16 protein-coding genes and 2 pseudogenes are annotated in these 14,322 nt (G+C 72.2%); 11 read left to right on the top strand and 7 right to left on the bottom strand.

What is annotated here, in order from left to right; all coding sequences use genetic code 11:
• Nucleotides 1–13: 13 nt before the first annotated feature.
• The 3 genes from Val02_RS27930 (at nt 14) to fabG (ending at nt 1,801) form a co-directional block, all read left to right on the top strand.
• Nucleotides 14–421, top strand: a complete 408-nt coding sequence (locus Val02_RS27930; RefSeq protein WP_203902210.1) for a DUF742 domain-containing protein — start codon at nt 14–16, stop codon at nt 419–421.
• A complete protein-coding gene (locus Val02_RS27925) occupies nt 399–980 on the top strand; it encodes a GTP-binding protein (RefSeq protein ID WP_203902209.1) in 582 nt (193 codons plus the stop codon). The genes Val02_RS27930 and Val02_RS27925 overlap by 23 nt, the downstream gene beginning before the upstream one ends.
• A gap of 68 nt (nt 981–1,048) precedes the next feature.
• The gene (gene fabG, locus Val02_RS27920; protein ID WP_203902208.1) at nt 1,049–1,801 is read left to right on the top strand and encodes a 3-oxoacyl-ACP reductase FabG; all 753 of its coding nucleotides are present in this window, start codon (nt 1,049–1,051) and stop codon (nt 1,799–1,801) included.
• Nucleotides 1,802–1,808: 7 nt separating this feature from the next.
• On the opposite strand, the gene Val02_RS27915 is transcribed toward fabG, so the two are convergent.
• Nucleotides 1,809–3,374, bottom strand: a complete 1,566-nt coding sequence (locus Val02_RS27915; protein WP_203902207.1) for a PP2C family protein-serine/threonine phosphatase — start codon at nt 3,372–3,374, stop codon at nt 1,809–1,811.
• 74 nt (nt 3,375–3,448) lie between these two features.
• Here Val02_RS27915 and Val02_RS27910 point away from each other — a divergent pair, with 74 nt between their 5' ends.
• From Val02_RS27910 to Val02_RS27890, 5 genes are read left to right on the top strand one after another with little or no spacing between them, the layout of a single operon-like run.
• Nucleotides 3,449–5,539 carry a sensor histidine kinase gene (locus tag Val02_RS27910; RefSeq protein ID WP_203902206.1) on the top strand — a complete coding sequence of 697 codons (2,091 nt, stop codon included), beginning with the start codon at nt 3,449–3,451 and terminating at the stop codon, nt 5,537–5,539.
• Between the two features lie 10 nt (nt 5,540–5,549).
• Nucleotides 5,550–6,551 carry a glycosyltransferase family 9 protein gene (locus tag Val02_RS27905; protein ID WP_239153383.1) on the top strand — a complete coding sequence of 334 codons (1,002 nt, stop codon included), beginning with the start codon at nt 5,550–5,552 and terminating at the stop codon, nt 6,549–6,551.
• Nucleotides 6,548–7,564: a bifunctional heptose 7-phosphate kinase/heptose 1-phosphate adenyltransferase gene (locus tag Val02_RS27900; protein WP_203902205.1), complete on the top strand. Its 1,017-nt coding sequence runs from the start codon at nt 6,548–6,550 to the stop codon at nt 7,562–7,564. Before Val02_RS27905 ends, Val02_RS27900 begins: the two co-directional genes overlap by 4 nt.
• Before the next feature lie 50 nt (nt 7,565–7,614).
• Nucleotides 7,615–8,856, top strand: a complete 1,242-nt coding sequence (locus Val02_RS27895) for a GAF domain-containing sensor histidine kinase (RefSeq protein WP_203902204.1) — start codon at nt 7,615–7,617, stop codon at nt 8,854–8,856.
• Complete coding sequence (locus Val02_RS27890; protein ID WP_239153382.1) at nt 8,802–9,593, top strand: YqjF family protein; 792 nt, start codon at nt 8,802–8,804, stop codon at nt 9,591–9,593. Before Val02_RS27895 ends, Val02_RS27890 begins: the two co-directional genes overlap by 55 nt.
• Here the strand turns inward: Val02_RS27890 and Val02_RS27885 are convergent.
• A complete protein-coding gene (locus Val02_RS27885; RefSeq protein ID WP_203902202.1) occupies nt 9,546–10,079 on the bottom strand; it encodes a metallophosphoesterase family protein in 534 nt (177 codons plus the stop codon). The genes Val02_RS27890 and Val02_RS27885 overlap by 48 nt on opposite strands.
• Nucleotides 10,080–10,144: 65 nt before the next feature.
• Between Val02_RS27885 and Val02_RS27880 the strand changes: the two genes are divergently transcribed.
• Both Val02_RS27880 and Val02_RS27875 read left to right on the top strand, forming a co-directional pair.
• Complete coding sequence (locus Val02_RS27880; protein WP_203902201.1) at nt 10,145–10,378, top strand: hypothetical protein; 234 nt, start codon at nt 10,145–10,147, stop codon at nt 10,376–10,378.
• Nucleotides 10,378–11,007: pseudogene (locus tag Val02_RS27875) on the top strand (Clp protease N-terminal domain-containing protein); the annotation flags it as partial. The gene Val02_RS27880 and the pseudogene Val02_RS27875, both read left to right, overlap by 1 nt.
• A 51-nt stretch (nt 11,008–11,058) precedes the next feature.
• Here the strand turns inward: Val02_RS27875 and Val02_RS27870 are convergent.
• The 5 genes and pseudogenes from Val02_RS27870 to Val02_RS27855 form a co-directional block, all read right to left on the bottom strand.
• Entirely contained in the window at nt 11,059–11,460 is a 402-nt protein-coding gene (locus Val02_RS27870) for a hypothetical protein (protein ID WP_203902199.1), read from the bottom strand.
• A 74-nt stretch (nt 11,461–11,534) separates the two neighbouring features.
• Nucleotides 11,535–11,855: an SbtR family transcriptional regulator gene (locus Val02_RS48725; protein WP_373317959.1), complete on the bottom strand. Its 321-nt coding sequence runs from the start codon at nt 11,853–11,855 to the stop codon at nt 11,535–11,537.
• A gap of 152 nt (nt 11,856–12,007) precedes the next feature.
• Nucleotides 12,008–12,151 (bottom strand): annotated as a pseudogene (locus tag Val02_RS48720) (TetR/AcrR family transcriptional regulator); the annotation flags it as partial.
• A gap of 3 nt (nt 12,152–12,154) precedes the next feature.
• A complete protein-coding gene (locus tag Val02_RS27860; RefSeq protein WP_203902197.1) occupies nt 12,155–12,478 on the bottom strand; it encodes a hypothetical protein in 324 nt (107 codons plus the stop codon).
• A 312-nt stretch (nt 12,479–12,790) separates the two neighbouring features.
• Complete coding sequence (locus tag Val02_RS27855; protein ID WP_203902196.1) at nt 12,791–13,858, bottom strand: helix-turn-helix domain-containing protein; 1,068 nt, start codon at nt 13,856–13,858, stop codon at nt 12,791–12,793.
• Between the two features lie 85 nt (nt 13,859–13,943).
• Here Val02_RS27855 and Val02_RS27850 point away from each other — a divergent pair, with 85 nt between their 5' ends.
• Nucleotides 13,944–14,303: a hypothetical protein gene (locus Val02_RS27850; protein WP_203902195.1), complete on the top strand. Its 360-nt coding sequence runs from the start codon at nt 13,944–13,946 to the stop codon at nt 14,301–14,303.
• The last annotated feature ends 19 nt before the right edge of the window (nt 14,304–14,322 follow it).

The raw sequence follows: 14,322 nt of genomic DNA, 5'->3' as shown, positions 1-14,322 counted from the left end.
ACTGCCCCCGTACATGCGACATGCGGACGCATCCCGTCCGCTGCCGGACGACCCGGGAGCCCAGGCGTACCTCGACGCGGACGACGCCCCGCGCCTGCGCCCGTACCAGATGACCGGGGGCCGCACGGCGCCGGTGGATCCGACGCTCGCACTGGAGGCGCAGGTGGTCGCCGACGGTGCCGTGATCGCCGCGCCGCACGCGCTGCGCTTCGAGCACCGCGAGGTCGTCAACCTGGCGCACGACCCGGTCTCGGTGGCCGAACTCGGTGCGCTGCTGCACCTGCATCTCCAGGTGGTCCGGGTGCTCGTCGCGGACCTGGCGGCCGCCGGGCACCTGCGGGTGCTGCGGCCGCAGCGGGCGGCGGCCACCGACCCCGCAATGATCGAAAGGGTGATCCGTGGGCTATCCGCAATCGCATGAGCCGGCGGCGCCGACTCCCATCAAGATCGTGGTCGCCGGTGGGTTCGGCGTCGGCAAGACCACCACGGTCGGGGTCATCTCCGACACGCCGCCGCTGACCACCGAGGCGGCGATGACGGACGTGGCCGCGCACGTCGACCGCACCGGCGACGTGCCGGACAAGACCACCACCACGGTCGCGATCGACTTCGGCACCATCCGACTCGACCAGGGGCTCAAGCTGTACCTGTTCGGGACGCCGGGGCAGGACCGGTTCGGGTTCATGTGGCACGACATCTGCGTGGGTGCGCTCGGCGCGCTGGTCATCGTCGACACCCGCCGGCTGGACGACTGCTACCCGGCCGTCGACTACTTCGAACAGGCGCGGATCCCGTTCGTCATCGCGGTGAACCTGTTCCACGGCCGGCTCGCGCACTCGCTGGAGGAGGTCCGCTGGGCGCTGGCCGTCAACGGCGACACGCCGCTGACGACGTTCGACGCGCGGTCGCGGCAGTCCGTCCGGGACGCGCTGCTCACCGTCTGCCGGCACGCGCTGCAACGGGCGACGGCCGCCGCCTGACCGGAGCACCCGGGAGGTTACCGTGGGGTAATCGAAACGGTGTGCCGGAGCAGTGGGGAGTGCGTGGGATGAGTCAGCGCGTCGCGATCGTCACCGGAGCGGCCCGCGGGATCGGGGCGGCCGCCGCGCGTCGCCTCGCCGCGAGCGGCCACGCGGTCGGAGTGGTCGACCTGACCGAGGACGGCGGCCGGGAGACCGTGGAGGCGATCACCGCCGCCGGCGGCAAGGCCGTCGCGGTCGGTGCCGACGTCAGCGATCCCGCCCAGGTCGACGCGGCCGTGAAGCGGGTCGTCGCCGAGTTCGGGCCGGTGGCCGTTCTGGTCAACAACGCGGGTGTGCTGCGCGACAACCTGCTCTTCAAGATGACCGACGACGACTGGGACACGGTCATGGGCGTGCACCTCAAGGGGGCGTTCCTGATGAGCCGGGCCTGCCAGTCGCACATGGTGGAGCAGCGGTTCGGCCGGATCGTCAACCTGTCGAGCAGCTCCGCCCTCGGCAACCGCGGGCAGGCGAACTACTCGGCGGCGAAGGCCGGCCTGCAGGGGTTCACCAAGACGCTCGCGATCGAACTGGGCCAGTTCGGCGTGACGGCCAACGCGATCGCGCCCGGGTTCATCGCCACCGAGATGACCGCCGCGACAGCGGCCCGGATGGGCGTGGACTTCGAGGAGTTCCAGAAGGCGTCGGCGGCGCGGATCCCGGTACGCCGGGTGGGCACGCCCGACGACATCGGCGCACTGGTGGCGTTCCTCGCGGGCGACGACGCCGGGTTCATCTCCGGCCAGGTCATCTACGTCGCCGGCGGCCCGCTCGACTAGGACACGCCTAGGCCGCGCGGGCGGCCAGGATGCAGGTGTCGTCGTGCGGGTTGGCCCGCGGCACGCCGTCGACCACGGCGGCCGCGAGGTCGTCGTCCGGGTGCCCGGGCAGCATCTCGACCACCGCCGCCGAGAGCCGGTCGATGCCCTCCTCGACGGTCTCCACCGGTCCCTCCACCAGCCCGTCCGTGTACATCAGCAGGAGATCGCCGGGCAGTAGGCCGGTCGTGGCCGTGTGGTACGTCGCGTCCGGGATGGCGCCCAGGACCACGCCGGCCGGGCGGGCCAGCCGGTGGCCGAAGCCGTCGCGGAAGAGCAGGCACGGCGGGTGGCCCGCCTGGGCCCACGCCAGCCGACGGGTGACCGGGTTGTAGCGGGCCACCACGGCCGTCGCGAGGGTCGGCGGCGACACCTGTTCGCACAGGACGGTGTTGAGCATGGTCAGCAGCTTGGCCGGGTCGCCGGTGGAGACGGCGAGCGCGCTCAGGGCGTGCCGGAGCTGGGCCATCACCGCGGCGGCCGGCAGCCCGTGCCCGGCGACGTCGCCGACGGCCAGCAGTACCGAGCCGTCCCGCAGCGGCATCGTGTGGTACCAGTCGCCGCCGACCCGGCCGACCCGTTCGGCCGGCAGGTACCGCACCGCTACCCGCAGGCCGGGCAGCGGCATGGGCTCCGGCAGCACCGGCAGGATGACCTCCTGGAGGCGGCCGGCCAGGGTCAGTTCCTCGGCCCGCAGGCGCTGCTGCTCCAGCAGTTCGCGCTGGGTCGACACCAGGCGGCGGTTGCTCATCCACAGCGACGTGTTGTCCTGCAACAGCCCGAACACCTCCGACGGCGCCCCGGAGCCGTCGCGGGCCACCTCCGCCACCACGCGCAGGTGGTGGTCGCCGTCGGGCAGGACCATGCGCACCTCCACGTCCAGGCGGTCCCCGTGCGTGAGAAGTGCGCCCATCCGCTCGTCGAACATGTGCCGGTCGTCCTCGTGCACCAGCGCGAGGAAGCCGTCGTAGTCCAGGGGTCCCTCGTCGGGGTGACGCTGGAAGATCCGGTACAGATTCTCCGACCACTCGTCGGGCATCCGGCCGTCGACGCGCCAGACGCCGTAGCCGAGCTTGCCCATCCGTTCGGTGTCGGCGAGGCGCTGTGCGGCCCGCGCGTCTAGGTCGATCCGGGTCCAGCTGACCATGAGCCCGCCCTCGACCCGGCCGAACCGCAGCATGCTCACGCCCGGTGGAGTGTCGCCGGTGTGCGGGCGGATCCCCGGGAACGGCCCGATCGTGCCGGCCACGCCGGTGAACCAGGTGCGCCGGTATCCCGCCAGGATCGGGGTGTCGTGGATGCCCGGGTAGGCGGCGCGCACCCGCCGCCCGATGAGGTCCGGGGCACGACGCCCGGACAGGTCCACGGCGTTCGGGGAGACGGCGGCCATCAGCCAGTCGACGGGCTCACCGGCGGGGTCGAGGATCGGCGTCAGGTAGCCCACGGAGCCGGGCACGACATCGAGCACCGCCTGCATACCGGCAACCAGGTCCGGCGGGCTGTGATCTCGTTCCGTAAGTACCGGCTCACTCACGATGCGTACCGTACTAAGGGCGCAACCTGGCTGAGTAGAGCACATCGGTCAGCAATGCTTGCCATAGTGGCGGGATGGAGCGGCTGCTGTCTTTGCTCCGTCCCGGCTGGCGGTACCTCGCTCCGCCGCTGGCCGTGTGGCTCGTGGTGATGCTGGGCGCGGTCGGCGGCGCGTTCTGGGTGCGCGGGGACAGCCGCGACGAGCTGGGTCATCGCTACGAACTGCGGGTCGGCATCGCCGCGAAGTTCGTCAGCACGTACGTCGAGGACCTCATCACCCGCGAACGGGCACAGGCCACCCAGTTCCTCGCCGACCCGAACGTGGACCAGGAGACGTTCACCCGGGCGGTGGCGGCGTTCGGGTATCCGGCGGCGGTGCTGCTCGACGGGCGCGGCCACCTGATGCAGGTGATCCCGCCCAGCCCGACGCTGCTGGGACAGGACCTGACGACGCGGTACGACCACCTGCGCGACGCCCTGCGGACCAACCGGCCGGCGGTCTCGGCCGTGGTGCCGTCGGCGGCGAGCGGGGAGCCCGTGGTGGCGTTCGCCGTGCCGTACGAGACGGAACGCGGGCGGCGGGTCTTCTCCGGCGCCGTCGAGGTGCGCTCCAGCCCGCTGGGGACCTACCTCACCCACGCGATCGCGCTCGACCGGGCCCGCATCTACCTCGTCGACGCGGCCGGCACGATCGTCGGTTCCAACCAGGGCATCGGCGCCGTCACCAAGCTGCACGAGCGGGAGCCGAACCTCTCCGGGGAACTGGCCCGCGCCGCCGACGGCACGTTCGCCGGCCCGGACCGGGAATGGCACTACTACTCGCGGGCCGTCGCCGGAACGCCGTGGCGCCTCGTCTCCACCGTTCCCACGGATGTCCTCTATCAGCCCGTGGCCGGCGCGACCCGGGGCGGCGTCGCGGCGGTGACCGGGATCGGCCTGGTGGGTCTGGTGGCGGCGCTCGCGGCCGCCGCCGGGGTCCGCGAACGGGCGCGGCTGCGCGACAGCGAGGCCCGATTCCGCGGCATCTTCGAGAACTCCCTCGTCGGCATGATGATCGGCGAACCCGGCTGGGGCCGGCTGACCCGCGTCAACCAGGCGCTCTGCGACATGCTGGGCCGCGCGGAGGGCGACCTGCTCGGCACCGACTGGCAGGAGCTGACCCACCCCGACGACCGCGAACGCTGCCGCGACCTGGTCCTCGACGTGCTCGAACGGCGCCGGCGCGGCTTCGTGACGGAGAAGCGCTACGTGCACGCCGACGGGCACGACGTGCCGGTGCTGGTGCACTGCACGCTCATCCGCGACGAACGCGAGCGCCCCGTCCACTTCACCACCCAGGTGGTCGACATCAGCGAACGCCGCCGCCTCGAACAGGAACGCGAACGCGGCCGCGCCGCCCTCGCCGAGCACGCCCGCGACCTGGAGGCCGCCAACCGCGAACTGCGCACCGCCCAGCAGCGCACCGCCGACCTGGTGGCGATGTTGAGCCACGACGTGCGGCAGCCGCTCGGCGTCATCAACGGCTACTGCGGCCTGCTGCTGGAGGCGTGGGAGCACGCCGACGAGGCGGAGAAGCTGCGCGACCTGAACCGGATCAAGGGGGCCGGCGCGACGATGATGCAGCTCGTCGAGGAGATCCTGACCCTGTCCGAGCTGGACAACGCCGACGTTCGCCCGCGGCAGGCGCCGATCCGGGTGGACGCCGCCGTCGCGCAGGCGCTCGCCGGGCTGTACACCGAACGCCGTCCGCCGGTGCCGGTCGACGCCGACGGCGGGCTGGCCGTCTTCGCCGACGCCCGGCACCTGCAGCGCATCCTCGTCAACCTGCTGAGCAACGCCCGCAAGTACGGCGGCGACGAGGTGGCGGTGTGCGCGCGGCGGGGCGGCGACCGGATCGCGATCGCGGTGTGCGACCGGGGCGAGGGTGTGCCGCCGGAGTTCGTGCCGCACCTGTTCGAGCGCTACGCCCGGGCCGAACGCGGGGTCGCGCCGACCCGTTCGGGGACCGGCCTCGGCCTCTACATCGCGCACCGGCTCACCACGGCGAACGGCGGCACGCTGCACTTCGAGCCGAACGAGCCGAACGGGAGCCGGTTCGTGCTGACGCTCGTGGCGGCCGAGGTGCCGGTGCGGCGGGCGAAGTATCTTTCGGCCACAAGCGGGTAGTTCTCCGCACGTGCTCGTCGACGACGTCAAACGCATTGCCGTGCTGCGCGCGAACGCGCTCGGCGACTACGTGTTCGCCCTGCCGGCCCTGGAGTCGCTGCGGGCGGCGTATCCGGACGCCGAGATCGTCCTGCTGGGCGCCGAGTGGCACGTGCGCGACCTGAGCGGGCGGCCGGGGCCGGTGGATCGGTTCGTGCTCGCTTCGGGGCCCGTCGAGGAGAAGTTCGACCTGGCGGTGCAGCTGCACGGCGGCGGGGCGCAGAGCAATCCGCTGGTCGCCGGGCTGGGCGCGCGGGTGACGGCCGGGCTGCGGGCGGAGGGGGCGCCGGCCCTCGACCGCACCGTTCCCTACATCTACTACCAGTCCGAGGTGTTCCGTCACCTGGAGGTCGTCGGGCTGGTCGGCGCGCCGCCGGTCACCTACCGGCCGCGGTGGGCGTTGACCGACCGCGACGTGGCCGAGGCGGCGCGGGTGGTGCCGGACGCGCCGTTCGCCGTGCTGCATCCGGGTGCCAACGATCCCCGTAGGCGCTGGCCCCCGGACCGGTTCGCGGCCGTCGGCGACGCGCTCCGCGCCGCCGGTGTCCAGGTCTTCGTCTCGGGAACCGGCACCGAGGCGCCGCTCGCCGATGCGGTGGTGTCGGCGATGCGGGCGCCCGCCACGTCTTTGGCGGGGACGCTGTCCCTCGGTGGGCTGGCCGCTCTGCTCGCCCGCAGCGCGGTGGTGGTCGCCAACGACACCGGCCCGTTGCACCTCGCGGCGGCCGTCGGTGCTCCGGTCGTCGGCCTGTACTGGGTGGGCAACTTCATCAACAGCGCGTTCGTGGACCGTTCGACCTACCGGCCGCTGATCTCGTGGACGAACGTCTGCCCGGAGTGCGGCGCCCCGGCCAACACCGACGAGTACCCGCGCCGGGGCGGGATGCCGACCTGCGGGCACCGGCCGTCGTTCCTGATCGACATCCCGGTGTCGGAGGCGGTCGGCGACGCGCTCGACCTGGTCCGCCGATGACGGTCGACCCGGCCCGCTGGCGCGGCGCGACTGTGGTGGTGCTCGGCGACGTGCTGCTGGACCGCTGGCTGAACGGCACCCCGACGAAGCTGGCCCGCGAGGCGCCGGCGCCGGTGGTGGATCTGGACGACGTGTCCGAGGCGTGCGGCGGCGCGGCGAACACGGCCGCGAACCTGGCCGCCCTGGGCGCCGCGCCGGTGCTGGTGGGCGCGGTCGGCGACGACGCGGCCGCCGAACGGCTGTGTCGACGGATCACCGCGGCCGGCGTGCGCGAGGCGCTGCACACGATCCCCGGCAGGCGAACGCTCACCAAGAGCCGCGTCATGGCCGACGGCCACATCCTGGCCCGGGTGGACGAGGGCGACACGGACCCGCTGAACGACACCGACGCCCGCCGCCTGTGTGCCGGCCTGCCGGCGGCCGACGCCCTGATCGTCTGCGACTACGGCGCCGGCACCCTTTCGCAGACCGTGCTGCGGCACCTGGTGGCCGAACGCGCGAGCCTGCCGCCGCTGCTGGTCGTGGACGCGCACACGCCGGCCCGCTGGTGCGAGCTGCGCCCGACCCTGGTGACGCCGAGCTTCGCGGAGCTGGGCGACCTGGTCGAGCCGCTCGACGGCCCCGAACGCGCGAACGCCGTCACCGCCGCCGCCCCGCGCATCCTGCACGCGACGGGCGCGCGGGTGGCCGCGGTGACGCTCGACTCGGACGGCGCGCTGATCCTGCGTGCCGGCCGGCCGCCGCACCGCACGTACACCCGCCCGGCCCCGCCGAGCCGGACGGCCGGCGCCGGCGACGCCTACGCGGCGGCGTTCACCCTGGGCCTGCTGGCGGGCGCGGACCCCGAGGCGGCCGGCGACCTGGCCCAGCGCGCGGCGTCGGCCGCGATCGATCGCCCGGGCACGTGCGTCTGCGACCTGAACGCCCTCCGCGCCCACCCCGCGGCCCCGCCCCCACTCACCCCGAACGCCCGCCCGCCGGCCCACGGCAGTGCGGTCAATATGCGTACCTAAGGGGTGAAGCGCGCGTATCGTGAGCCTGTTTCGCGATCTAGGGGGTAGTGATGCGCGCTCCGATCCCGAGCACCGAGCTCGAACGGCTCTCCGCCCTCCGGGAACTCGACCTGCTCCCCGAGCGCGCCGAACCGGACCTCGACGACATAGCCGACCTGGCCGCCGGCATCTGCGGCACGCCGGTCTCCCTGGTGACCCTCATCGAGATGGACCGCGCCGACGTGCTGGCCCGCGGCGGTGCCGACGCCCCGGAGGCGGAGCCGCCGCACGGCACCGACACGGGCAGCGCAGCCGTGCCGCGCGACGAGTCGTTCTGCGCGCACGCGATCCTCGGGCGCGGCCTGCTGGTCGTCCCGGACGCCCGCTCCGACCGCCGCTTCGCGGAGAACCCGCACGTCATGAACGACCCCGGCATCCGCTTCTACGCCGGAGCACCGCTGGTCACCACGAACGGCCACGCCCTCGGCGCCCTGTGCGTCGTCGACGCCGTTCCGCGCCGGCTCGCCATCGGCCAGTTGCGGGCACTGCGCGCCCTCGCGAGTCAGATCACCGCCCAGCTCGAACTGCGGCGCTACGCGAAGGGCGCAGCCGGCGAGGCCGCCCGGCGGCACGAGCTCGACCGGGTGCACGACGACCTGGGTGTGCTGGTCGGCTCCCGGCTCCGCGAACCCCTCGCCGAACTGCGCCGCTGCGCCGAGGTGCTGCGCGACGTGGAGTTCTGCCCGCCGGACGTCGCCGCCAGGGTCGGCGCGGCCGTCCACGCCCAGGCGCCCGACCTCGTGCGGCTCCTCGACGACCTGCTCACCATCGCCGGCCCGCCCGGCAGCGTGCCCGACCTGCAGCGGCAGGAGGTCGACCTGGTGACGCTCACCGAGTGGGCGGTGCGCGAGGTGCGGCCGATCGCCGACGCCAAGGACATCATGCTGTCGATCGACGCCGGAACGCCCGCGCCGATGTCGGCCGACCCGCGCCGCCTCGCCCAGGCGCTGGCGCACCTGCTGTTCAACGCCGTGAAGTTCACGCCGCGCGGCGGCAAGGTGCGGGTCCGGGTGCACGGCGACGGCGCGCCGACGATGGAGCTACAAGACACCGGCGCGGGCGGCGAACCGGCGAAGCTCTACGAGCACGTCTACCGGGGCGCGATCTCGCCGGCGGCGGGCGACCCCGCGGAGGCGCCGGACGCCGGGCTGGCGGCGGTGAAGGCTATTCTCGACGCGCATCACGCCAGCGTGGCGCTGTGCGACGGCTCGTCCGCCGGGACGGCGCTGCACCTGGTGTTTCCCCGGCGCTGAGCGGCGGAAGGGAGGGCCGACGGATCACTCCTCCCGAGTCGCCGGTCGTCGCCCGGCCGGTCATGTTCCAGCACTGGCGGCATCTGACGTTCCTGCACTGGCGGTACCCGGTCGAGGCGGTGCAGGCGTTGTTGCCGCCGGGGCTGACCGCGCAGGAGTTCGACGGGAGTGCGTGGATCGGCCTCGTGCCGTTTCTGATGGACCGGGTGCGGGCGCCGTTCGTGCCGCCGGTGCCGTGGCTGTCGCGGTTCCCCGAGACGAACGTCCGCACCTACGTGAGCGGCCCCGACGGTTCCCAGGGGATCTGGTTCTTCTCGCTGGACGCGGCCCGGATGCCGGCGGTGCTGGCCGGACGGTCGGCGTACCGGCTGCCCTACCTGTGGGCGCGGATGGCGCTGCGGCACGGCCCGGGGGAGTACCGCTACCGGTCGAGCCGCCGCTGGCCCGGCCCGCGGGGCGCCCGCTGCGACGCGACGGTGGTGCCCGGCGACCCGGTCGAACCGGGCGAGCTGGAGTACTTCCTCACCTACCGGTTCCGGCTGTACGCGGCGATGCGGCGCGGGCTGGTGGTGGCCGAGGCGGGGCACGGCCCGTGGCCGCTGCGCACCGGCCGCCTGGTGCACCTCGACGAGAACGTCGTCGAGGCCGCCGGCCTGCCGAAGCCCGAGGGCGAGCCGCTGGTGCACACCTCACCCGGGGTGGGTGTGCGGATCGGCCCCTGGCGCCGCCTGCTGTGAGCCGACCAGTTCGACGGCGGTCAGCCGGCCGTCGGTGATCTCCGCCCGCATGTGGGTGTGCCGGGGCTGGCGTCGCCGGTCGGTCGGCGAACCGGGGTTGAGCAGCCGCAGGCCGCCGTCGGCGGTGGTGTCCCACGGGATGTGGCTGTGCCCGAAGACCAGCACGTCCGCGTCGGGGAAGAGCGCCGCGCAGCGCGCCTCACGCCCCTTGGCCTGCCCGGTCTCGTGGATCACCGCGAGGCGCAGCCCCTCCAGCTCGACCCGCGCGATCTCCGGCAGCCGGGCACGCAGCGCGGGGCCGTCGTTGTTGCCGTAGACGCCGATGACCCGCTTCGCGCGGCTCTCCAGCGCGTCGAGCAGCCGCACGTCGACCCAGTCGCCGGCGTGGATCACGACGTCGGCGGCCTCGACGTCGGCCCAGAGCAGCGGCGGCAGGTCGCGGGCGCGGGGCGGCACGTGGGTGTCGGCCATGAGGACGAGCTTCACGGAACCAGTCTGCCCGCCGTCAACCGTCGTTGACAAGCGCGGTCTTGTCAACGTACGTTGACGCCATGGAAGCAGCGGACACCGCCGAAGCGGCCAGCAGCCGAGACCCCAGGGTGGGGCTGCGGGCCGTGGTGGCCCTGCACCGCCTCGCCGAGACGCTGGAGATCCTCCAGGTCGACAACGCCCGCGCCCAGGGCTGGTCCTGGCAGGAGATCGCCACCGCGCTCGGCGTCAGCAAGCAGGCGGTGCACAAGAAGCACGCCGGCCGCACGGCCCCGACCGACCGGAGGAAAGACTGATGTTCGAGCGATTCACCCAGGACGCCCGCAGCGTCGTGACCGCCGCCCAACTGGAGGCGCGCCGGCTCGACCATCGGATCATCGGCACCGAGCACCTGCTCCTGGCGCTGGTCCGCTACGGCGACCGGGCCGGCACGGTGCTGCTCGACGCCGGCGTGACGGTCGACCGGATCGACGCCGGCATCCGCGCCGCCACCCGCCCGCCGGTCGACCCGCCGGCCGCCGACTGGCTCGGCATCGAGGACGCCGACGCGCTCAAGGCCATCGGCATCGACATCGACGAGGTGCGCGCCCGCATCGAGCAGAACTTCGGCCCCGTCGACCTCGCACCGCCCACCCCGGAACGCCCGCGCCGCATCCTCGGACTCTTCCCGCGCGACGTCGACCAGCCCGGCACCGGCAAGGACGCGCCGATGGGCCGCCGGCCGAGCGGGCACATCCCGTTCTCGCCCAGGGCGAAGAAGGTGCTGGAGCTGTCGCTGCGGGAGGCGTTGCGGCTCAAGCACAAGCACATCGGCGCGGAGCACATCCTGCTCGGCCTGCTCCGCGAGGGCGAGGGCCTGGCCGCCCTGATCCTGAGCGAGCTGAACGTCGACCCCGCCGCCCTGCGCACCCGCACCGAAGCCGCGCTGCAGAAAGCCGCATAGGACCGCAGCTCCGAGACATCGCGGATCCTGGGGTCAGGCCAGCCGGGCCGCCAGGGTGCGTGCCCGCTGCAACTGGCCGGCGCGCGCCTGCCTGCGGGCGTAGCTGCGCACCGGCGCCGCCGCGGTCAAGGTGATCGTGTCGTCGGCCACGGACCCCTCGGGTGCGGGCGCCAGATCGGTCTCGACCTTCACCCGCACACCGCCCCGAGCGCCGACCTCCATGACGAACCGCGTGCCGCCCTCCTCGCTCCGGACCCGGACCCTGAGCGCGTTGTGGAAGTGGAACCCGAGGACGGGCAGCCGCTCGATCGCCGTGTAGGCGATGCTGCCCTCCTCCTCGCGGATGTCCCGAACGGCCACCACCAGTCCGTTGAGCCCCACGTAGCTGGCCGGCTCCAGCAGGTGCGAAAGCACCACCTCAGGCGGTGCGGGCACGGTGAACCGGTGGCGCAAAACATCACTTTTCACATCGACATACTTCCACCAACGGGTTCAGACCAGTCATCGGGCTACCGCCATTCGCGGCGTCGTCTGCCTCGCGCCGAAGCACTTCGGCGCAGCCCGTCGACAACAACCGCGAGCGCGCTGGTTCGTCCGCCGACATGATGGCCGACCTGCCGAAGCGCGTAGGCCGTTCCCACCATCACCGCGATGACAACGGCGGTGTCGACGTCCGGTCGTACCTGGCCGGAGCGTTGGGCGCGGTCAAGTAGGCGCCCGAGAGCGGCGTGCAGCGGGTGATCGGGACGGGTCGCGGCTGCCTCTGCGTCCTGTCCCGCTCGGGCAAGCGTGTCCGAGAATCGCTTGTCGGTGGGATTCTCGCCGACCATTCCGGCGAAGAAGTCGAGGAATGCCCGTCCCGGATCGGATTGCGCGCCGCGTGCTCGGCATGGTCGGTGAGTCGTTGCAGCCGGCCGGCGAATACCGCATCCCGCAGCGCCTCCCTCGTCGCGAAGTGCCGGTACACCGTGCCGACGCCGACTCCCGCGAGGCGGGCGACATCCTCGACCGCAGCGGCGGGACCCTTGGCGGCGAACACCGTCTCGGCGGCGACGAGGATTCGAATTCTGTTACGAAGCGCGTCGGCGCGCAGTGAACGCTCCGGCCACTTCGAGTCAAGGGTCATCGGCTAGCTCGTTATCGGTAGCAGTTCGCCGAGTGACGCGTGGAATGGCGATGCGACCTCTTTGTCCAGGAGGAATCGACCCGCTTTGCCGGTGACCGGATCACGCATCACCAGTTCGATCGAGACCGGGGCCAGCTCCAGCGGCTCGTCGATCACGCAGGAAAGCTGCATGGTGATTACGATCCCGCCGGCGCGATCTCCGCTTATTCGTCGGGGTGTACTCATATGGCAGGGGACAGGGTTCGACATTCCACAGTATCGGCGATTGCACCACCAAGGATGGTCAAAATTGCCTTGCCCGAGACACGGGTCGATCAGCTCAATCATGAGTCCCTCCTCATTGACTCAATTCTCGATTGAGGAGGGATCCGGGCGGAAGGGGCCGCTTGTGCCCACACCTAGGACTGCGGCCAGCAGATGGGACGTGGTGCCCCCGTCGGTGCGTGGGCTGTCCCTCCGAACGCACATAGGAGGGCGCAGTGTCCCAGCATGGTTTCTAGTTCGGCAGTCCGAGGTGTCGGGCCACATTGGCGAGTTGGTTGCTGTGGCGTCGCACCGGCCGCTGCCACAGATCCAATGTCACGTCCCGGGCAAGGCGGTAATAGCGCACCCATTCGGGTGCCACCTGGACCGCCTGAGTCAACGACGCACCGCCGATTGGTCCTTGTGGCGTTCGACCTGTGCCTGGGCCAGGCCGAGCAGATAACGCGCCTCCCACGTCGGCGGCATGGTTCCCCGCGTCTGGTCCACGGTTTCCGCCAGGTGTAGAGCCCGTTCGTAATCGCCGCCTTCGACCGCGTTCATGACCGCCGTATGCGCGAGAAGGCGGGGACCGAACACCGACCAGCGGTCGGTGTGTTCCCGTCCGAGCCTCGCAGCGGCACCGCGTGCGTAGGACAGCAACTCGTCGGCCTGCTCGGGCCGGTCCGCACGGGCTGCCGCGCCGGACGCGGTCACGAGCAGCCCGCCCCATACGGCAAGCTCGGCGTCACTCGCGCGCATCAGGCTCGGCTCGTGTTCTTCAGCGGCGCGGGTCGCCAACGAGACGCACTCGCCGTAGCGGCCCTGGCGGCGCAGGATCCAGGCCGCCCAATGGCGGGACGAGGCGGCGACGACGGAGGTACCGCTCTGCTCGCCGGCGGCGACGGCGCGTTCTGCGGCCAGCCACGCCAGGTCGTCCATGCCGAGCATGATGGCGACTCCCGCCGCAGTCTCATAGGCGGACGCGAGGTGGCCGAACGCCTCGACCCGATCATCACCGGCCAGGTCCCGGCAGGCATGACGTGCCTCGGCGACAAACGTCGGAAGCAGCGCCGCGACGGTGGAGTAGTCACCTCGCTGCCACACCCGCCACGCCGTCGCAGCGCCCTCGGCGAGAGTCGGGACGGCCGGCTCCGGCTCGTCTGGCTCGTCCAATCCGGGGATGCTGCCGCAGGTGACCGCCTGTCGGATGGCGTCGAGCGCCGGGTCGTGCTCGTCGAGTGGCGCCAGCCGGGTGCGTGGAGTGATCAACACAGACACATTGGCGTCCAGCGCTTCGGCAAGGCTCACCAGAGTCCCGATGCGGCATGTCGAGCGGGTGCCCTGTTCCAGCTTTTTGATGACGTCGACAGAGACACCGGACCGTTCGTGTAATTGCTCCTGCGTCAGACCGCGCTGGGTCCGTAGGCGTCCGAGTTGCTCGCCGATATTGGTCACGCCGGTCATCGCATGGTCTCCCTCGGTCAGCCGACGCGGCTGAGTCTAGGCTGCGGATTGCTGATCAGGGGTGACCGGATTGTGAGGGGAATCGATGACCGAGGGCGTGGACGGCGGCCGGATCTTCCGTGCGGCGTGGATAGCCGGGGTGCGTCGCCACTTTCCGGGTGAGCCGAAGGCGTCGTACGTCACGCCCTGGGAAGACACCCCGGAGTGGGAGCGCCGGGCCGCAGCAGCGGTGTACGAACAGGTTCGCTCATTCCTGGCGGTGACGGACGGTGCCGCGACGAAACTGAGCCGCGAGCAGAAGGGCAGATTCGTCGCACTCTGCTGGATCGGCCAGATGTACGCGCATTTCGGCGACCCGAAGCCCGCGTACGTCGCGGACTGGTCGGCGATGCCGGAATGGCAGCGGGAGACGGACGCCGACATCTTCGATCACATCGCGGTGTGACCGTACGCGGGCGTGGCAG

It is taken from the genome of Virgisporangium aliadipatigenens (genome assembly GCF_016863615.1).
In the GTDB taxonomy this organism is placed as follows: domain Bacteria; phylum Actinomycetota; class Actinomycetes; order Mycobacteriales; family Micromonosporaceae; genus Virgisporangium; species Virgisporangium aliadipatigenens.
The sequence above is the reverse complement of the archived record's forward strand: the minus strand, read 5'-3'. Positions and strand labels throughout refer to the sequence as shown.